The sequence below is a fragment of the Micromonospora sp. NPDC053740 genome (assembly GCF_040677775.1).
Lineage (GTDB): Bacteria > Actinomycetota > Actinomycetes > Mycobacteriales > Micromonosporaceae > Micromonospora > Micromonospora alfalfae.
The window spans coordinates 63,697-80,546 of sequence record NZ_JBFASO010000008.1 but is presented as its reverse complement, the minus strand read 5'-3'; the positions used below and the strand labels follow the sequence as shown (position 1 = coordinate 80,546).

Here is a 16,850-nt window from a genome sequence, read left to right as displayed (position 1 = left end):
CCCGCAGCACACCGGCCGGCTCGCCCGTGCGGGCCGGTCGTCAGGCGACGGGCTCGTCGGTGAGCTTCTCGCCGCGTCGGCGCAGCATGCCCAACCCGGGGATGCCGGCCACGGCGAGCTTCAGGTCGCGGGTCACGTCCAGCAGGTCGTGCAGGTCCGGCCCGACCCGGTCCAGCGTGGCCAGGATCGGCAGGATGTCCGCCGTCAGGTGTTCCTTGAGCTTCGGCAACTCGTCGATCAGGTGGATCGCCGCGCTGATCTCCTCGTGGCTCAGCTCCTCCACGAACCGCCCGGCCATCGGCGCGGCCCGGCGCAACGCCGGCTCGTACGCCGCCAGCAGTTCTGCCGCCGTGGCGGCGGCCTCCGTCGCGGTGCCCACCGTGGTGGCAGCGCGGTTCGCGACCCGGTCGGCCTCGGCGACCACAGTGCCTGCCACCCGGGAGACCCGGTCGGCCTCCGCGACCACCACTGCGGCGGCGGTGGCCACCTCGGTCGCGGTGTCGATGGCGGTGATCGCGGCGGCGCTGATGACTGCCACCTCGCGGACCGCGGCCTCGGCGTCGGTGAGCACCTGATCGGTCCGATCCAGTGTCGTTTCGATCCGGTCGACCACGCCGTTGATCCGGGCCAGCAGCACCTCCACCCCGTCCAGTACGGCGAACGCGCGGGCGGGCACGGCCGCCATCGAGGCCGCGGAGCCGAGCGCCTGGTCGAGAGCGGAGCGGGTCAGGCCGACCACGGCGGCCGGGGTGGGGAGGGGAATCGCCATGGGGTCAAGTGTGCGTCGGCCGCACCACAACCGCCCGACGGAGCCGGTCAGCGGGGCCGTCGACCGGCGGTGGCGGCGCGGGCCACCCGCAGCGCCCACCAGATCAGCGGCACCTGCAACGGCACCCTGCCGTACGCGATGGCCCGCTTCGTCGGGCGGCGCTCGCGCCAGTCCACTGCCATCTTCACGTTCGCCGGTAGGACGGCGACGAAGAGTGCGGCGGCGGCCCGACCGCCGGCCCGCCGGGTGGCCGGGTTCGCGACCGTCGCCGCCACCGCCAGTTCGGCGACGCCGCTGGCGTACGTCCAGAATCGGGGCGGGCCGGGCAGGACGCGCGGCACGATCGGGTCGTAGACGCCGGGTCGCAGCAGGTGGGTGACGCCGGCCGCCGCGAGCAGGCCGGCCAGCGCGACTGCCTCGCCGCCGCGACGGGTGGTCATCGATGGTCCCCCTGCTGTTCGACGGCGCGCTGCACGGCCCGGTAGATCTGCCCGAACCGTAGCGCGTCCGGGGTGCGCACCAGCAGATCCTCCCGGCCGTGGTGCTGCACCCACAACTCGTGCACGTGGCTGCCGCGTTCGTAGGAGCGGTCCAGCCAGCCGAGGGGGATCTCCAGGAACGGCAGCGACACCAGCGCCCCGACCGCGCAGGCGGCGAGGATGATCAGCGCCAGCTGCCAGTTGCCCCGATCCTGAGCCGACCAGGCCAGCGACAGCACGCAGACCACGGCGACCAGCGGCGGCAGCGAGAGCAGCAGGACCAGGACACCGCGCCCCAGCACACGGCCGCGCACGGCGAGAGTTTTCTGCCCCCGGGCGTGCCAGACGAACGTCACGTCGGACAGGGCGATCACCTGACCGCCCGCCCGGATCGACTCGGAGGTCACCTGCACCGCGTCGTCCCGGTAATAGAGGGTCATCACTAAGCCTAACCACCGCCAGGCAAACCTCGCCTCGCGCGGACCGCGGCGCTTGGCCTTCTTCGCAGAAGATCGGCGCTTCCTCGCAGAGGATCCGACGGGCCGCCCGACGGTAGCGGTGGTGTTGCGGCGGTCCTTTGGAGCTGAATCGTCTGCGACATCGCGCGTCCGCCGCGCCCCGCCGCGCCCCGCCCCGCCGGGCCGTGGCCTTGCGAACTGCGGCGGTACGGCACAGCGGCACCGCAGGCCCTCGGTCCGATTCGTTTTCGATATCAGCTCCATAGGCGCTGCGGGAACGTTGCGCCCGCGCGCCCGCTGCGGGAACGCCGCGCCCGCGCGCCCGCTGCGGGAACGCCGCGCCCGCTGTGCCGGTCTCACCGGTGGGGACCGGCCCTCGGTCAGGTCGGGACGTGCGGCGGAACCAGGCTGACTAGCGGCGGGTGCCGGGGCGGGCCGGTTGGCTGTGCTCCACCGCGCGCTGCACCGCCCGGTAGATCTGCCCGAAGCGCAGCGCGTCACCGGTGCGCAGCAGACGCACCGGCTGACCCCGCCAACGGGCCCAGATCTCCAGTTGGCGGCTGCCCCGGGCGTACGAGCGGTCCAGGTGTTCGAAGAGGAAGTCGGCGACCGGCCCGACGGCCAACCCGACCAGCACCGACGCGCCGACTATCGCGATCGTCACTGTGGGTGAGCGGTGCAGCCAGACGGCCACACCGATGCCGAGCACCGCGGCGACCAGCGGGCCGGCGAGCGCGGCACCGATCGCACCCCGCCCCACCAGCACGCGCCAGGAACGGGTGCCACGGCGGTGCCAGATCATCGTGATGTCGGCCAGCTGGTAGCTGCGACCGTCGACACGGAGGGTGGTGGAGGTGACCTGCACCGACTTGTCGTCGTAATACGTGATCATGGCTGGACTCCCGCCCACGGGGCTGACACCACACTACTTACCCAAACGAGCCGGGTCGTAAGGTTGGCACGCGACTTCGACGAGGAAGTGAGGGCAGCGTGGGCGACTTCGTTCGGCTGGAGACCACTGACGGCATCGGCACGATCCGGCTGGAACGGCCGCCGATGAACGCGCTCAACACCCAGGTGCAGGAGGAGTTGCGCGCCGCCGCCACGGCGGCCACCGCCGACCCCGAGGTCCGCGCCGTCATCGTGTACGGCGGGGAGAAGGTCTTCGCCGCCGGCGCCGACATCAAGCAGATGGCCGACATGTCCTACGTGGACATGGCCGATCGGGCGGCGAACCTGTCCAGCGCGCTCGGCGCGATCGCCCGGATCCCCAAGCCGGTGGTCGCTGCGATCACCGGGTACGCCCTGGGTGGCGGCTGTGAGCTGGCGTTGGCCTGTGACTGGCGGGTGGTCGCCGAGGACGCCAAGCTCGGCCAGCCGGAGATCAAGCTGGGCATCATCCCGGGTGCCGGCGGCACCCAGCGGCTGGCCCGCCTGGTCGGCCCGGCCCGCGCCAAGGACCTGATCATGTCGGGGCGGATGGTGGACGCGCAGGAAGCGCTGCGCATCGGCCTGGCCGACCGGGTCGTCCCGGCCGCCGAGGTGTACGACACCGCCGTCGCGCTGATCACCCCGTACCTGACCGGGCCGGTGCAGGCGCTGCGCGCGGCGAAGCTGGCTGTCGACGGTGGCCTGGACATGGATCTGAACTCGGGCCTGGCCTGGGAGAGTCAGCTCTTCGCGGCGCTGTTCGCCACCGACGACCGGCGCGAGGGCATGGCCGCCTTCGTCGAGAAGCGCAAGCCGCGCTTCACCGGCCGCTGATCCGACACCGCCCGACCCGGGCCGCTGATCCGACACCGCCCGCCCCGGCGGCGCCCTGACCTTGGCAACGTCCGGTGGCCGGGGCCACGGTCGCAGGGCCATGTGACTGGCCGGTAACCTGTGATCCCGGCCACGGACGATGGGAGCGACATGACGGAGCGGATCGAGGGTCACGGCGGCGAGTTGGCGCTCGCGGCACTACGCGCGCACGGCGTACGGGAGATGTTCACGCTGTCCGGAGGGCACGTCTTCCCGCTCTACGACGCCGCGTACAAGACCGACTTCCCGATCTACGACGTCCGGCACGAGCAGTCCGCGGTCTTCGCCGCCGAGGCGGTGGCCAAGCTCCAGCGCCGCCCCGGCCTCGCCGTGCTCACCGCCGGGCCCGGTGTCACAAACGGCATCTCCGGCATGACCAGCGCGTTCTTCAACGCCTCGCCGGTGCTGGTGCTCGGTGGGCGCGCGCCCGCGTTCCGCTGGGGCTCGGGCAGCCTCCAGGAGATGGACCACCTGCCGCTGGTCGCCCCGGTCACCAAGCACGCCGAGACGGTGTTCAGCACCGACGACATCCCGCGTGCGGTGGGTGCGGCGCTGAACGCGGCGCTCACCCCGCACCGCGGCCCGGCCTTCCTCGACTTCCCGCTGGAGACGGTCTTCTCGGTCGCGGAGGCCGAGCTGCCCACCGTGACGGGTGTCGACCCGGTCGCGCCGGACCCGGAGGAGGTCGGCCGCGCGGCGATGCTCATCGCCGGTGCGCAGCGGCCGGTCATCATCGCCGGCTCCGACGTGTACGCGGGCGACGCGGTCGCCGCGCTGCGTGAGGCGGCCGAGGCGTTGCAGGTGCCGGTCTTCACCAACGGCATGGGTCGCGGCTCGCTCCCGCCGGAGCACCCGCTGGCGTTCGCCAAGGCCCGACGGGCTGCGCTCTCCGGCGCCGACGTGGTCGTGGTGGTGGGCACCCCGCTGGACTTCCGGCTCAGCTTCGGTGACTTCGGTGACGCCAAGGTGGTGCACATCGTCGACGCCCCCAGCCAGCGGGCGACGCACGTCCAGCCGGCCGTCGCGCCCGCCGGTGACCTGCGCCTGATCCTCTCCGCGCTGGCCGATCACTCCGGCGATCGGGCCGACCACGCCGACTGGATCGCCGACCTGCGCGTCGCCGAGGACGCGGCGAAGGCTCGGGACGCCGCGGAGATGGCCGCCGAGACCGACCCGATCCGACCGGCCCGTATCTACGGCGAGCTGCGTCGGGCGCTCGCCCCGGACGCGATCACCATCGGCGACGGCGGCGACTTCGTGTCGTACGCCGGACGGTACCTGGAGCCGGCCCAGCCCGGCACGTGGCTGGACCCGGGCCCGTACGGCTGCCTGGGCACCGGCATGGGTTACGCGATGGGCGCCCGGGTCAGTCACCCGGACCGGCAGATCTGCGTGCTGATGGGCGACGGCGCGGCCGGCTTCTCGCTGATGGACGTCGAGTCGCTGGTCCGCCAGAAGCTGCCGGTGGTGATCGTCGTCGGCAATAACGGCATCTGGGGGCTGGAGAAGCACCCGATGCGGGCCATGTACGGCTACGACGTGGCCGCCGACCTCCAGCCGGAGCTGCGCTACGACACGGTGGTCAGCGCGCTCGGCGGGGCGGGGGAGACGGTCGCCAAGGCGGCCGATCTGGGCCCGGCGCTCCAGCGGGCGTTCGACTCCGGGGTGCCGTACCTGGTGAACGTGCTCACCGACCCGACCGACGCGTACCCCCGGTCGTCGAACCTGGCCTGAGTCGCACCCGCCGCCGCCGTCGCCCCTGCGGCGGCGGCGGCGCGTTCACACCTCCGGTCGGTCGCCCTCCCGCGGCGGCTCACCGTCGCGGCGGCGCAGGTCGTCCTCGCGTCGCCGCAGGTCTTCCTCCCAGCGTTGGAACAGCTCCTGGTCCTGCTGCTGGGCGCGTTCCTCGACGGAGCGCAGGAACTCCGGGTCGTCGTCGGGAGCCACCGGCCGTGGGCGCTGCCGCTCGCCGCCGCCGCCCGGCCAGCCGTTGCGGGCGCCGGGGCTGGGCTCGCGGCCGACGATGAACCAGGCGATCGAGCCGACCAGCGGGAAGAACAGGATGATCAGCACCCAGGCGATCCGGGGAAGGGCACGGATCTTGCCCTCCTCGGCGGAGAGGCAGCTGATCAGCGCGCAGACGGCGAGGACAATCTGCACCAGGAAGAGGAGTACGCCAAGCCGGGCCATGCACCCATGATGACGCACCGGCGCGCGTCACCACAGTCCGCGCAGCACCAGCAGCACTCCCAGTGACGCCAGCACCACAGTGCCCACGGTGACCAGGGGAAGTGTCCGGCCGCCGGTGCGGGCCGGACCGGTGCCGGTGCCCCGAGGCCAGCAGAGCACCAGCAGGGCGCCCCACACCAGAACGGTGCCACCGGCGATCAGCGCACCGGTCGGGTCGCCGGTCGACGCCAGCCGGACGGCGAGCACTGTCACCACTGTCACCGTGAGCAGGGTGCGCCGCCAGGCCAGCCGGGTCCGCTCCGGTTGCAGCCCCGGGTCGCGTCCGGCGCTCACCGCCCGCCGACCGCCCGCATCAGGACGGCGGCGACCAGCAGCAACGCGCCGACGCCGACGGCGAGCGCCAGGATGGCGGGGAACCGGGACGCCGGCAGCTCCTGGCCGAGCCGGATGGCCCGCTCGGTACGCGCCCAGTGGTCCACCGCACGGACCGCGACCGCCGCGCCGAGCAGCAGCAGCGCCACTGCGATCACCTCACGCAGGTGACTCATCGGCAGGGGCGGCAGGAACTGCGCGGCGGCCAACCCGCCTCCGACCAGCGCCAGACCGGTGCGCAGCCAGGCGAGGAAGGTCCGTTCGTTGGCCAGCGAGAAACGGTAGTCAGGTGTCTCACCGACCGAGCCCAGCTCCGCCGGGTCGAACCACCGCTTGATCGCCTCCCACACAGTGGGAGAATATCCGCTTCCCATCCCGCTTAGCCTGGTCCGGTGACTGATCTCGACGTGCAGACGCTGCGGACCGCCTACGACAACCAACTCCGCCCGGAGATTCCCGACCCGGTTCCGGCCGGGGTCACTGTGGAGCGGGACGGGCCGCTGGTCCGCATCATCGGGCTCGACGCCGGCGGGTTCCTCACCTACCGCGACCTGGGCGGTTTGACCGGTGACGCGCTGGACGAGCTGATCGCCCGGCAGGTGCGGCTGTTCCGCGAGCGCGGCCTGTCGGTCGAGTGGAAGCTCAACGAGCACGACGAACCGGCGGACCTGGCGGATCGGCTGCGCGCCGCCGGCTTCGTGCCGGAGGACCGGGAGACCGTCGTGGTCGGCCCGGTAGCGCCGCTGGCCGCCGCGCTGCCGGTCACCCCCGAGGGGGTACGCCTACGTGAGGTGACCTCCCGGGAGGATCTGGAGCGGATCGCCGCCATGGAGGAGGAGGTCTGGCAGGCGGACCGTTCACATCTCGTCACCGGGTTGGCCAAGGAGATCGACGCCGACCCGAACTCGATCACAGTGGTGGTGGCCGAGGCGGACGGGACCGTGGTGAGCGCCGGCTGGGTGCGGTTCCCGGCGAACACCGGCTTCGCCACGCTGTGGGGTGGCTCGACGCTGCCGCAGTGGCGGCGCAAGGGCATCTACCGGGCGCTGGTCAACCACCGGGCGCGGCTGGCCGAACAGCGGGGTCGCACGCTCATGCAGGTCGACTGTTCCGAGGACAGCCGGCCCATCCTGCAGCGACTCGGCCTCGTCCCGGTCACCACCACCACCCCGTACGTCTACACTCCGTGATCATGGAGCAGCGGTTGACGGACGAGGAGCGGTTGACCCTCAAGACCGGTGCCTTCGGCGCCGTCTTCCTGGTCTCCAACGCCGACCCCGGTGTGCTGGGGGTGATCCGGGAGAGCATCGCCGCGTCCGGCGCGTTGGCCGGTGCCAGTGGCACCGTCAAGGAGGCGCTGACCACCGGCCCGCTGCCGCGACTTCCCCGGGACTCGCAGCTGGAGATCGAGTCGGTGGTGCTGCCGGCGCTGGGGCAGGCGGTGCGGATCCTGCGCGAGAAGTCCCCACGGGATGTGGACGCGTACCGCGAACTGGTGTTGGCCGCTGCGGACCAGGTGGCCCGCGCGCACGACGGAGTGGCACCCACCGAGGCGGCGGCCATCGACCAGATCCGGGTCGCGTTGGCCGAGCCGGCCTGACCGGCGGCGCGTCGGTGAGCTGTGTCACTCTGAGTGCTGCCGGAGCGCAACCTACTGGCAGGTAACATTGCGCCGTGGGCAACTGCACAACCGCCCGCGGTTGACCTGGCGTCGACCGACGCGCGACGCTGCGCCCCAGACCGGGCGAGCGAATCGCAACACCACACAGGAGGGTCGTCGAAGCGCGATGAACATCGTCGTACTCGTCAAGCAGGTGCCTGATTCGGGCGCGGACCGCAACCTGCGCAATGACGACAACACCGTCGACCGCGGTTCGGCGAACAACGTGATCAACGAGATGGACGAGTACGCCATCGAGGAGGCGCTGAAGATCAAGGAGGCGCACGGCGGCGAGGTCACCATCCTGACCATGGGTCCGGACCGGGCGACCGAGTCGATCCGCAAGGCGCTCTCCATGGGCCCGGACAAGGCAGTGCACGTCCTCGACGACGCCCTGCACGGCTCGTGCGCCGTCGCCACCTCGAAGGTGCTCGCCGCCGCTCTCGGTCAGCTCAATGCCGACCTGGTCATCTGCGGCGCCGAGTCCACCGACGGCCGGGTCCAGGTCATGCCGCACATGATCGCCGAGCGGCTGGGCGTCGCGGCGCTCACCGGTGCCCGCAAGCTCACCGTCGACGGCGCGACGCTGACCGTCGAGCGGCAGACCGAGGAGGGCTACGAGGTGGTCACCGCCGCCACCCCCGCCGTGGTCTCCGTCTGGGACACCATCAACGAGCCGCGCTACCCCTCCTTCAAGGGCATCATGGCCGCCAAGAAGAAGCCGGTGCAGACGCTCTCGCTGGCCGACCTCGGGGTCGCGGCCGACGAGGTGGGCTTCGACGGCGCCACCAGCGCCGTCGTCGAGCACACCAAGCGTCCCCCGCGCTCCGGCGGTGCCAAGATCACTGATGAGGGCGAGGGCGGCGTCAAGCTTGTCGAGTTCCTCGCCACCGAGAAGTTCGTGTGAGAGGGGGGTCAGACATGTCCGAGGTTCTCGTCGTCGTCGAAGCCACAAAGGAATTCGGCGTCAAGAAGGTCACCCTGGAAATGCTCACCCTCGCGCGTGAGCTGGGCACCCCGAGCGCTGTGGTGCTCGGCGGCGCTGGCGCCGCCGAGGCGCTGAGCGGCAAGCTGGGCGAGTACGGCGCGGAGAAGATCTACGCCGCCGAGGGTGACGAGATCGACGGCTACCTGGTGGCCCCGAAGGCGACAGTGCTTGCCGAGTTGGTCAAGCGGGTGCAGCCGGCCGCCGTGCTGCTGGCGTCGGCCCAGGAGGGCAAGGAGATCGCCGCCCGGCTCGCCGTCAAGCTCGACAACGGCATCCTGACCGACGTTGTCGGCCTGGACGCCGACGGCACCGCGACCCAGGTTGCCTTCGCCGGCTCCACCATCGTCAAGTCCAAGGTCACCAGGGGCCTGCCGTTGGTCACCGTCCGGCCCAACTCGGTCACCCCCGCCCCGGCAGCGGCCACCCCGGCGATCGAGCAGCTCAGCGTGTCGGTCACCGACACCGACAAGCTGGCCACTGTCGTCGAGCGGGTCGCCGAGCAGAAGGGCTCCCGCCCCGAGCTGACCGAGGCCGGCGTGGTCGTCTCCGGCGGTCGGGGCGTCGGCAACGCCGACAACTTCAAGCTGGTCGAGGAGCTGGCCGACCTGCTCGGCGGCGCCGTCGGCGCGTCCCGCGCGGCCGTCGACTCCGGCTTCTACCCGCACCAGTTCCAGGTGGGCCAGACCGGTAAGACGGTCTCCCCGCAGCTCTACGTCGCCCTCGGCATCTCCGGTGCCATCCAGCACCGGGCCGGCATGCAGACCTCGAAGACCATCGTCGCTGTCAACAAGGACGGCGAGGCGCCGATCTTCGAGCTGGCCGATTTCGGGGTGGTGGGCGACCTGTTCAAGATCGTCCCGCAGGCCGCCGAGGAGATCCGCAAGCGCAAGTAAGCCAGCGATACGACAGTGGCCGCCCGTTCGAATGGGCGGCCACTGCCGTAGCGGGAGCTGATCGGCGAGCCGGGGAGCTGAGCCGGCCCGCCGATCAGCCCGTCAGGGAGCCCCTCAGCAGACTGTCGCCGGAGTGGCGGGTGTTGTTGTCGTACTGCTCCGCGGAGACGTCGACCACCGAATAGCTCTTGAGGTCGACATTCGGGGGCAGGGGTAGCAGCGCGTCCGAGCCGCCACCCAGGGTGCCGACCGAGAACATCTCCATCGTCGTCGGGTTGATGAGCCAGACTTCGTAGTACCCCGCGACGCTCGGGAGATTCGCCACATGCAGATGTAGTTGGCCGTCCCGGAAAACCCGGGCGTCACCAGTGGCCGTCGGCGGGGTCGCCCCGTACGCGGCCAGCGGCGCGCTCGCCACCACCACCGGCGTCGGAGTGGGCGTCGGATCGTCCGGTCGGAGCACCGAGACGGTGCCCACCACGCCGACCGCCGCGGCAGCGGCCGCTGTCACCGCGGTGGCCACCCAACCGGACCAGCCGCGACCCCGACGGGACCGCCGCGCCGGGTCCAGTCGGGTCACCGTCGACCCGGCCGCCGCGCCGAACGTCTGCTCGGTCGTCGTGGTGTCGGCCTGCTCGGGCACCCGGTGTCGACGGGTCTCGGTCAGCAACGGCCCGGCCTCCGCGGCCCTGACCTGGGCTTCGATGCCCTGCCAGACGTGCTCCGGCGGGTCGGGCAGGTCGGCCAGGCCCTGCGTCTCGGTGCCGAGCCCCGCCACCTGCTGAAGGCTCGCGACCTCCGCCCGGCAGAGCGCGCAGGTGCCGAGGTGGGTGCTCTCCCCGTTGTCCGCCTCGCTCTCACCGAGTGCCAGAAATACCAGCCGGTCGTGGTCCAGGTGCTGCACCGTCCACCTCCCATCTGCGCTTCAAGCTCGCCATGCCGCGTCGGATGTGACTCTTCACGGTGCCCAACGGCACACCGGTCACAGTGGCTATCTGCTGGTGTGTCAGGTCGTCGTAGAAGGCCAGCTCCAGCATCCGTCGCTGGTCGTCCGGGAGGCGAGCCAACTCGTCGGCGATCACCAACCGGTCCACCACGCGGTCCGGATCCGGCTGGGTCTGCGCCGGCTCGGGCAGTTGTCGGACCGTCTCCACCACCCGGGTCTCCCGGGCCGAGGCGCGCATCCGGTCGATCACCTTCCGCCGGCCGATGCCGAGCAACCAACCGATCAGCGACCCCTTGGACGGGTCGAACGTGTCGCGACCCAGCCAGGCGGCGACGAACGTCGCCTGGGTGACGTCCTCGGCGTCGCTGCGGTTCGCCAGCATGGACGTGGCCAGGTGAAGCACGGCACGACCGTAGCGGTCGTACGCCTCGCGGAGCGCCACGTCGTCACCGTCGCGGAACCTGCGGTCGAGGTCGTCCACCGGAGGATCCGGTTCCTGTCGTAGCGCCGTCATCGGGCGGCTCGCCTTCGATGGGGCATGCCCGACTGTAGCTGCCACAGTCTCCGCCCCACTTCCCCGGTCGATGTCATCTCACCAGCTATTCGTCCCCGGACCCCGCTGCGGATGCGGTCGTGGCCAAAAAAGAAAAGTGCCTCCGGGGCGCATCCGCCCGTCCGAGAGCCGGCGTAACCCGTTCTGCAAGCCAGGCCTGACGAATCAGCACCAAATACCAGGAGGCAGACATGCAGCTCTCGTACTTCCGTCGGGTCGCCGCGGGCGGCGCGGTCGCCGCGCTGGCCTTCGCCGGCGTCGGTGCCCTCACCGCCAGCCCCGCGTACGCCGCCACGTCGAAGGTCTCCGTCGTGCACGGCATTCCGGACACCCCGGTCGACGTCTACGTCAACGGCAAGAAGACGCTCGACAACTTCAAGCCCGGCGACGTCGCCGGCCCGCTGAACCTGGAGGAGGGCGACTACGACATCGCGCTCACCAAGCCGGGCGAGCCGATCGGCAGCGCGATCCTCACCGTCGACAACGCCGCGGTGCCGGGCGGTGCGAACATCAGCATCGCGGCCCACCTCGACGCGGCCGGCAAGCCGAAGATCACCCCGTTCGTGAACGACGTGTCGAAGGTCGACGCCGGCAAGGCGCGGCTGATCGTCCGGCACACCGCCGCTGCCCCGGCGGTCGACGTGCGCGCCGGTGGCACCCCGGTCTTCGAGGGCCTCACCAACCCGAACGAGGCCAAGGGTGACGTCGACGCGGGCGAGGTGAAGGCGGACGTGGTGCTGGCCGGCACCGACACCGTCGCCATCGGCCCGGCGGACCTCAACCTCAAGGAGGGCACCGCCACGATCGTCTACGCGATCGGCTCGGCCGAGGGCAAGACCCTTGACGTGGTGGCCCAGACCATCACCGGCCTGCACTCCGCCCCGGGCGGCGTGCCCAGCGGTGACGGCGGCCAGGCCGGCACGGGCGTGGACACCTGGTGGTACGTGCTCACCGGTGCCGGCGTACTCCTGCTGCTTGGCGGTGGGGTGCGGATGGCGACCGCGCGGACCGGCCGCAAGTGACGGTGCGCAATCGCGGCGCGCTGGCGGCCCTGGCCGCCGGCGTTGCCGCGCTCACCGCCGCCGCTCTGGTGGCGTGCGCCAACCAGCCGGCCGGGACGGTGGGAGCCGAGGAGGCGAGCACGCTGGCCAGCCCCGCACCGACCGCCGCCAGTGCCCCGTCGGTGCCGGTCACCGCGGGTGAACTGCCCGCCGGTCCGAAGATCATCCCGCCGGTACGGCTGCTGATCCCGGAGATCGGCGTCACCGCCACCGTCAACGCTGTCGGCATCAACGAGCGGACCAACGAGTTCGAGGTGCCGCCGAGCGTCGATCAGATCGGTTGGTACCGCTACGGCCCCGGCCTGGAGGCGGAGGCCGGCTCGGTGGTCATCGCCGGCCACGTGGACAGCGCCAAGCAGGGCAAGGGGGCGTTCTTCCGGCTGCGTGAGCTGGACCAGGGCGACACGTTGACAGCGACAGGCAGCGACGGCGAGGCGAGGCGCTACCGGGTCGTCGCCCGGGAGGAGTACGCCAAGACCAGGATCCCGCTGGACCGGTACTTCGCCCGTGACGGCAAGCCGCGGCTGACCCTGATCACCTGTGGTGGGCCGTTCGACGCCAAGGCGCGCAAGTACCGCGACAACATCGTCGTCACCGCGGTGCCCGTCTGACCAGGTCCGCGCGCATCGGGCCGGGGTGGAGTTCCACCCCGGCCGTTGCGTGCAGTCCCCTCCGGCATCCGGTCCCCAAGGTGTCGGCCGTACGCTGAACGGCGATGGCTTACCTGGATCACGCGGCGACGACTCCCATGCTCGATGAGGCACTGGAGGCGTACGTCGCTACCGCCCGCGAGGTCGGCAACGCGTCCTCCCTGCATGCGTCGGGCCGCCGTGCCCGCCGCCGGGTCGAAGAGTCACGCGAACAGGTGGCGGCGGTGCTGGGCGCCAGGCCCTCTGAGGTGATCTTCACCGGTGGTGGCACGGAGAGCGACAACCTCGCGGTCAAGGGCGTCTTCTGGGCCCGCCGAGCAGCCCGGCCCGACCGCCGCCGGGTGGTCTCCAGCGCCGTCGAGCACCACGCGGTGCTGGACGCTGTCGACTGGCTGGCCCAGCAGGAGGGCGCCGAGGTCGGCTGGCTGCCGGTCGATGCCGTCGGTCGGCTCGACCCGCAGACCCTGCGCGCCGAGTTGGCAGCGCACGCCGACCAGGTGGCCGTGGTCACCGCGATGTGGGCGAACAACGAGGTGGGCACCGTCCAGCCGGTGGCCGAACTGGCCGCCGTCGCCGCCGAACACGGTGTGCCCTTCCACACCGACGCCATCCAGGCGGTTGGTCAGGTGCCAGTCGACTTCGGCGCCAGCGGGGTCGCCGCGCTGACCGTCACCGGGCACAAGCTGGGCGGCCCGACCGGGGTGGGCGCGCTGCTGCTCGCCCGGGACGTGCCGGCCACGCCGCTGCTGCACGGCGGCGGCCAGGAACGCGACATCCGCTCCGGCACCCTGGACACCGCCGGCATCGTCGCCTTCGCCGTCGCGGTGGAGACGGCAGTGAAGGGTCAGCAGGAGTACGCGGCCCGGGTGGCAGCGCTCCGCGACGACCTGATCGAGCGGGTCCGCCAGGCGGTGCCCGAGGTGATCTACAACGGTGACCCGACCGATCGGCTGCCCGGCAACGCGCACTTCTCCTTCCCCGGCTGCGAGGGCGACGCGCTGCTGCTCCTGCTCGACGCGCAGGGCATCGCCTGCTCGACCGGCTCCGCCTGCTCGGCCGGCGTGGCCCAACCCTCGCACGTGCTGCTGGCGATGGGCGCCGACGACGACCGCGCCCGCTCCTCGCTGCGCTTCACCCTGGGCCACACCAGCACCCAGGCCGACATCGACGCCCTCGTCGCGGCCCTCCCGGCAGCGGTCGACCGAGCCCGCCGAGCCGCAGCCCTCCGCACCCCCCGCTAACCCCCACCCCCACCCCCGCCCCGCACCCCGCACCCCGCGCCCCCGCCCCCGCCCCCGCGATCTTGCACTTTCGGTTGTCCGTTCGCGCCTTCTGCGGCATATGTCGCCGCAGAAACTGCAAGATCGCGCCGGCGGGCGGGGCGGGGCGGGCGGGTGGGCGCGGCTGTTCGGGGGGTTGCGGGGCTGGTGGATAGGGTTGTCGTGGGGGAACGGGCGGAACGGGGAAGGGGAGTGGGTCGGTGAGGGTTCTGGCGGCGATGTCGGGTGGGGTTGACTCGGCAGTGGCGGCGGCGCGGGCGGTGGCGGCCGGGCACGACGTGACCGGTGTGCACCTGGCGCTGGCCCGCAACCCACAGACCTATCGGACCGGCGCGCGCGGCTGCTGCACCCTGGAGGATTCCCGGGACGCCCGGCGGGCGGCCGACGTGATCGGCATCCCGTTCTACGTGTGGGACATGGCCGATCGCTTCCACGAGGACGTGGTCGACGACTTCGTCGCCGAGTACGCCGCCGGTCGTACGCCGAATCCCTGCCTGCGCTGCAACGAGAAGATCAAGTTCGCGGCGGTGCTGGACCGGGCGGTGGCCCTGGGCTTCGACGCGGTGGTGACCGGGCACCACGCCCGCCTCGGCGCGGACGGACTGCTGCGGCGCAGTGTCGACCTGGCCAAGGACCAGTCGTACGTGCTCGCCGTGCTCACCCGCGAGCAGCTCGACCGGTCGATCTTCCCGCTCGGTGACTTGACGAAGGCGCAGGTCCGCGCCGAGGCCGCCGAGCGTGGCCTGGCCGTGGCCGACAAGCCGGACTCACACGACATCTGCTTCATCGCCGACGGGGACACCCGCGGCTTCCTGGCCGGCCGGCTCGGTGAGGCGCCCGGCGACGTGGTGGACGCGTCCACCGGCGCGGTCGTCGGCAGTCACAGCGGCGCGTACGCGTACACGGTGGGGCAGCGTCGCGGGTTGCACCTGGACCGGCCCGCCCCGGACGGCCGGCCACGCTACGTGCTCTCCATCACGCCGAAGACCAACACTGTGACTGTGGGCCCGGCCGAGGCCCTGGACGTGTCCGACGTGCACGCGGTACGTCCGGTCTGGACCGGCGGCGCCCGTCCGGACGCCCCGGTCGAGTGCGAGGTGCAGTTGCGCGCGCACGGCGAGGTGGTCCCCGCGACCGTCGCCCTCGACGGTGACCGGCTGCACGCCGAGCTGCGCCGACCGGTCCGCGGCGTGGCCGCCGGTCAGGCCGTGGTGGCGTACCGGCCGGACCCGGCAGGCGACGTCGTCCTCGGCTCCGCGACCATCACCGGCTGACCGCACGGCCTGGGTGTCCGCGGGATAGCCTTCGCCCGTGACAGATCAGGCGTGGCCCTGGCCGGCCGGCGCGGCAACCGGAATTGGTTCGCTGCCCGGCACCGACATCGGCGAGGCTCAGCGGGTGGTCCTCGGTGAGCTTCCCGAGCTGCCCCACCTGCCCGAGTTGCCGGCCCGTGGCCCCGGAGCGGACATGATCGGCCGGTCCGCCGGGCTGCTCGTCGAGCTGCCTGTCGAGGTGTACGCGGGGCGGTGGCGGGTCGCCCCACGCCCAGGCCGCGACCTGCGCCGCGCCCGCGACCTGATGGAACGCGACCTGGACCAGCTCGCCGAGCAGGCCGAGGGGTACGCCGGGCCGATCAAGGTGCAGGCCGCCGGCCCGCTCACGCTGGCCGCCTCCCTGGAGTTGCCGATCGGTGGCCGACTGTTGCGCGATCCCGGCGCGGTCCGCGACCTGACCGGCTCCCTCGCCGAAGGGCTGCGCGCGCACGTCGCGGCGGTCGCCCGCCGGCTGCCCCAGGCATCGGTGCTGCTGCAACTGGACGAGCCGTCACTGCCGACCGTGCTGGCCGGGCGGGTGCCGACCGAGAGCGGGCTGGGCGCGTACCGGGCGGTCGAGTCGGTGGACGCCGCCGCCCTGCTGCGCACTGTCGTCGAGGCGGTCGGCGTGCCGACGCTGGTGCACTGCTGCGCCCCGGACGTGCCGCTGGAGCTGATCCGCTCCACCGGCGCCGTCGCTGTCGCCCTCGACCTGGACCTGGTCACCAAGCTCGACCCGCTGGGCGAGGCGATCGACGCCGGCCTCGGGTTGCTGGCCGGGGCCGCGCCGACCCGGCCGCCGTCGGCCGGTGGCGCGCCGACCTCCGCGCAGATCGCCGACCGGGTACGCCAGGTCTGGGACCGCCTCGGCTTCCCGCGTCGCCAACTCGCCGAGCAGGTGGTGGTCACCCCGGCCTGCGGCCTCGCCGGCGCCACCCCTGAGTACGCGCGGGCGGTGCTCGCCGCGTGCCGGGACGCCGGCCGGCGCCTCGCCGAGGCGTGAGGTTTCCTGTCGTACCTGGTGGGCAGGATGACGGTCATGATTGGACAACTGCGTTCAGTGGTGATCGACTGCCCGGATCCGCGGGCGTTGGCGGCGTTCTACGCCGAGCTGCTCGGCGTACCGCTCGCCGAGGGTGACTCCGATGACGACTGGGTGGTGCTGGGCGGCCCACCCGGTCACCAGCCGCGCCTCGCCTTCCAACAGGCGCCCAACCTGCGCCCACCGGCCTGGCCGGATCCCGAGCGCCCACAGCAGTTCCACCTCGACGTGACTGTGGACGACATCGAGGCCGCCGAGAAGGCGGCGCTGGCGCTGGGTGCTCGGCGGCTGGCAGGTGAGGGCGAGGGCTTCCGGGTCTACGCCGACCCGGCCGGCCACCCGTTCTGCCTCTGCTGGGATTGACCTCGTCGTGGGTTGCGGCGGCCGGGCATC

Annotated in this window: 21 protein-coding genes; 12 read left to right on the top strand and 9 right to left on the bottom strand. The window is 72.3% G+C overall.

From position 1 onward, the window contains the following. Positions 1–40: 40 nt before the first annotated feature. From AB0K35_RS21335 to AB0K35_RS21320, 4 genes are all read right to left on the bottom strand, one after another. On the bottom strand, positions 41–769 hold the full coding sequence (locus AB0K35_RS21335) for a hypothetical protein (RefSeq protein ID WP_363887048.1): 729 nt from the start codon (positions 767–769) through the stop codon (positions 41–43). A 47-nt stretch (positions 770–816) separates the two neighbouring features. Beyond that, positions 817–1,209 carry a hypothetical protein gene (locus AB0K35_RS21330; protein WP_238670966.1) on the bottom strand — a complete coding sequence of 131 codons (393 nt, stop codon included), beginning with the start codon at positions 1,207–1,209 and terminating at the stop codon, positions 817–819. Then, entirely contained in the window at positions 1,206–1,688 is a 483-nt protein-coding gene (locus AB0K35_RS21325) for a DUF6232 family protein (RefSeq protein WP_238670967.1), read from the bottom strand. The genes AB0K35_RS21330 and AB0K35_RS21325 overlap by 4 nt, the downstream gene beginning before the upstream one ends. 430 nt (positions 1,689–2,118) lie before the next feature. Beyond that, the gene (locus AB0K35_RS21320; protein ID WP_238670968.1) at positions 2,119–2,598 is read right to left on the bottom strand and encodes a DUF6232 family protein; all 480 of its coding nucleotides are present in this window, start codon (positions 2,596–2,598) and stop codon (positions 2,119–2,121) included. Positions 2,599–2,696: 98 nt separating this feature from the next. Here AB0K35_RS21320 and AB0K35_RS21315 point away from each other — a divergent pair, with 98 nt between their 5' ends. Further along, a complete protein-coding gene (locus tag AB0K35_RS21315; RefSeq protein WP_363887045.1) occupies positions 2,697–3,470 on the top strand; it encodes an enoyl-CoA hydratase-related protein in 774 nt (257 codons plus the stop codon). Positions 3,471–3,620: 150 nt separating this feature from the next. Next, positions 3,621–5,243: an acetolactate synthase gene (locus AB0K35_RS21310; protein WP_238670970.1), complete on the top strand. Its 1,623-nt coding sequence runs from the start codon at positions 3,621–3,623 to the stop codon at positions 5,241–5,243. 45 nt (positions 5,244–5,288) lie between these two features. On the opposite strand, the gene AB0K35_RS21305 is transcribed toward AB0K35_RS21310, so the two are convergent. Genes AB0K35_RS21305 through AB0K35_RS21295 form a run of 3 tightly spaced genes read right to left on the bottom strand, consistent with a single transcriptional unit; the run spans position 5,289 to position 6,421 of the window. Further along, entirely contained in the window at positions 5,289–5,699 is a 411-nt protein-coding gene (locus AB0K35_RS21305; protein WP_238670971.1) for a PLD nuclease N-terminal domain-containing protein, read from the bottom strand. Positions 5,700–5,726: 27 nt separating this feature from the next. Continuing rightward, positions 5,727–6,032 (bottom strand): DUF202 domain-containing protein, encoded by a 306-nt coding sequence (locus tag AB0K35_RS21300; RefSeq protein ID WP_238670972.1) that lies wholly within the window; start codon positions 6,030–6,032, stop codon positions 5,727–5,729. After that, on the bottom strand, positions 6,029–6,421 hold the full coding sequence (locus tag AB0K35_RS21295) for a DUF202 domain-containing protein (protein WP_238671081.1): 393 nt from the start codon (positions 6,419–6,421) through the stop codon (positions 6,029–6,031). Before AB0K35_RS21295 ends, AB0K35_RS21300 begins: the two co-directional genes overlap by 4 nt. 42 nt (positions 6,422–6,463) lie before the next feature. On the opposite strand from AB0K35_RS21295, the gene AB0K35_RS21290 reads away from it, so the two are divergent. From AB0K35_RS21290 to AB0K35_RS21275, 4 genes are all read left to right on the top strand, one after another. Then, entirely contained in the window at positions 6,464–7,261 is a 798-nt protein-coding gene (locus AB0K35_RS21290) for a GNAT family N-acetyltransferase (RefSeq protein WP_238670973.1), read from the top strand. Further along, the gene (locus AB0K35_RS21285) at positions 7,258–7,671 is read left to right on the top strand and encodes a hypothetical protein (RefSeq protein WP_238670974.1); all 414 of its coding nucleotides are present in this window, start codon (positions 7,258–7,260) and stop codon (positions 7,669–7,671) included. Before AB0K35_RS21290 ends, AB0K35_RS21285 begins: the two co-directional genes overlap by 4 nt. A gap of 187 nt (positions 7,672–7,858) precedes the next feature. Next, on the top strand, positions 7,859–8,638 hold the full coding sequence (locus tag AB0K35_RS21280; protein ID WP_112582103.1) for an electron transfer flavoprotein subunit beta/FixA family protein: 780 nt from the start codon (positions 7,859–7,861) through the stop codon (positions 8,636–8,638). A gap of 14 nt (positions 8,639–8,652) precedes the next feature. Further along, positions 8,653–9,612 carry an electron transfer flavoprotein subunit alpha/FixB family protein gene (locus tag AB0K35_RS21275; protein ID WP_238670975.1) on the top strand — a complete coding sequence of 320 codons (960 nt, stop codon included), beginning with the start codon at positions 8,653–8,655 and terminating at the stop codon, positions 9,610–9,612. A 94-nt stretch (positions 9,613–9,706) separates the two neighbouring features. Here the strand turns inward: AB0K35_RS21275 and AB0K35_RS21270 are convergent, their stop codons facing one another. Then, the gene (locus AB0K35_RS21270; protein ID WP_363887041.1) at positions 9,707–10,516 is read right to left on the bottom strand and encodes an anti-sigma factor; all 810 of its coding nucleotides are present in this window, start codon (positions 10,514–10,516) and stop codon (positions 9,707–9,709) included. Then, positions 10,470–11,072, bottom strand: a complete 603-nt coding sequence (locus AB0K35_RS21265) for an RNA polymerase sigma factor (protein WP_238670977.1) — start codon at positions 11,070–11,072, stop codon at positions 10,470–10,472. The genes AB0K35_RS21270 and AB0K35_RS21265 overlap by 47 nt, the downstream gene beginning before the upstream one ends. A gap of 230 nt (positions 11,073–11,302) precedes the next feature. Here AB0K35_RS21265 and AB0K35_RS21260 point away from each other — a divergent pair, with 230 nt between their 5' ends. The 6 genes from AB0K35_RS21260 to AB0K35_RS21235 all read left to right on the top strand — a co-directional run bounded on the left by AB0K35_RS21260 (position 11,303) and on the right by AB0K35_RS21235 (position 16,820). After that, a complete protein-coding gene (locus AB0K35_RS21260) occupies positions 11,303–12,133 on the top strand; it encodes a DUF4397 domain-containing protein (RefSeq protein WP_238670978.1) in 831 nt (276 codons plus the stop codon). Next, positions 12,130–12,783, top strand: coding sequence for a class F sortase (locus tag AB0K35_RS21255; protein WP_238670979.1), 654 nt, complete (start codon positions 12,130–12,132; stop codon positions 12,781–12,783). The genes AB0K35_RS21260 and AB0K35_RS21255 overlap by 4 nt, the downstream gene beginning before the upstream one ends. A gap of 104 nt (positions 12,784–12,887) precedes the next feature. Then, positions 12,888–14,063: a cysteine desulfurase family protein gene (locus AB0K35_RS21250; protein ID WP_238670980.1), complete on the top strand. Its 1,176-nt coding sequence runs from the start codon at positions 12,888–12,890 to the stop codon at positions 14,061–14,063. A gap of 239 nt (positions 14,064–14,302) precedes the next feature. Further along, the gene (mnmA, locus tag AB0K35_RS21245) at positions 14,303–15,376 is read left to right on the top strand and encodes a tRNA 2-thiouridine(34) synthase MnmA (RefSeq protein ID WP_357199547.1); all 1,074 of its coding nucleotides are present in this window, start codon (positions 14,303–14,305) and stop codon (positions 15,374–15,376) included. 37 nt (positions 15,377–15,413) lie between these two features. Then, the gene (locus AB0K35_RS21240; protein WP_238670982.1) at positions 15,414–16,418 is read left to right on the top strand and encodes a methionine synthase; all 1,005 of its coding nucleotides are present in this window, start codon (positions 15,414–15,416) and stop codon (positions 16,416–16,418) included. Between the two features lie 36 nt (positions 16,419–16,454). Next, the gene (locus AB0K35_RS21235; protein WP_238670983.1) at positions 16,455–16,820 is read left to right on the top strand and encodes a VOC family protein; all 366 of its coding nucleotides are present in this window, start codon (positions 16,455–16,457) and stop codon (positions 16,818–16,820) included. The last annotated feature ends 30 nt before the right edge of the window (positions 16,821–16,850 follow it).

What these genes read in the sequence shown, in the direction of transcription:
- AB0K35_RS21335 (WP_363887048.1), bottom strand. Translation starts at nt 769, where the DNA reads ATGGCGATTCCCCTCCCCACCCCGGCCGCCGTGGTCGGCCTGACCCGC.
- AB0K35_RS21330 (WP_238670966.1), bottom strand. Translation starts at nt 1,209, where the DNA reads ATGACCACCCGTCGCGGCGGCGAGGCAGTCGCGCTGGCCGGCCTGCTC.
- AB0K35_RS21325 (WP_238670967.1), bottom strand. Translation starts at nt 1,688, where the DNA reads ATGACCCTCTATTACCGGGACGACGCGGTGCAGGTGACCTCCGAGTCG.
- AB0K35_RS21320 (WP_238670968.1), bottom strand. Translation starts at nt 2,598, where the DNA reads ATGATCACGTATTACGACGACAAGTCGGTGCAGGTCACCTCCACCACC.
- AB0K35_RS21310 (WP_238670970.1), top strand. Translation starts at nt 3,621, where the DNA reads ATGACGGAGCGGATCGAGGGTCACGGCGGCGAGTTGGCGCTCGCGGCA.
- AB0K35_RS21305 (WP_238670971.1), bottom strand. Translation starts at nt 5,699, where the DNA reads ATGGCCCGGCTTGGCGTACTCCTCTTCCTGGTGCAGATTGTCCTCGCC.
- AB0K35_RS21280 (WP_112582103.1), top strand. Translation starts at nt 7,859, where the DNA reads ATGAACATCGTCGTACTCGTCAAGCAGGTGCCTGATTCGGGCGCGGAC.
- AB0K35_RS21275 (WP_238670975.1), top strand. Translation starts at nt 8,653, where the DNA reads ATGTCCGAGGTTCTCGTCGTCGTCGAAGCCACAAAGGAATTCGGCGTC.
- AB0K35_RS21265 (WP_238670977.1), bottom strand. Translation starts at nt 11,072, where the DNA reads ATGACGGCGCTACGACAGGAACCGGATCCTCCGGTGGACGACCTCGAC.
- AB0K35_RS21260 (WP_238670978.1), top strand. Translation starts at nt 11,303, where the DNA reads ATGCAGCTCTCGTACTTCCGTCGGGTCGCCGCGGGCGGCGCGGTCGCC.
- AB0K35_RS21250 (WP_238670980.1), top strand. Translation starts at nt 12,888, where the DNA reads ATGGCTTACCTGGATCACGCGGCGACGACTCCCATGCTCGATGAGGCA.
- AB0K35_RS21235 (WP_238670983.1), top strand. Translation starts at nt 16,455, where the DNA reads ATGATTGGACAACTGCGTTCAGTGGTGATCGACTGCCCGGATCCGCGG.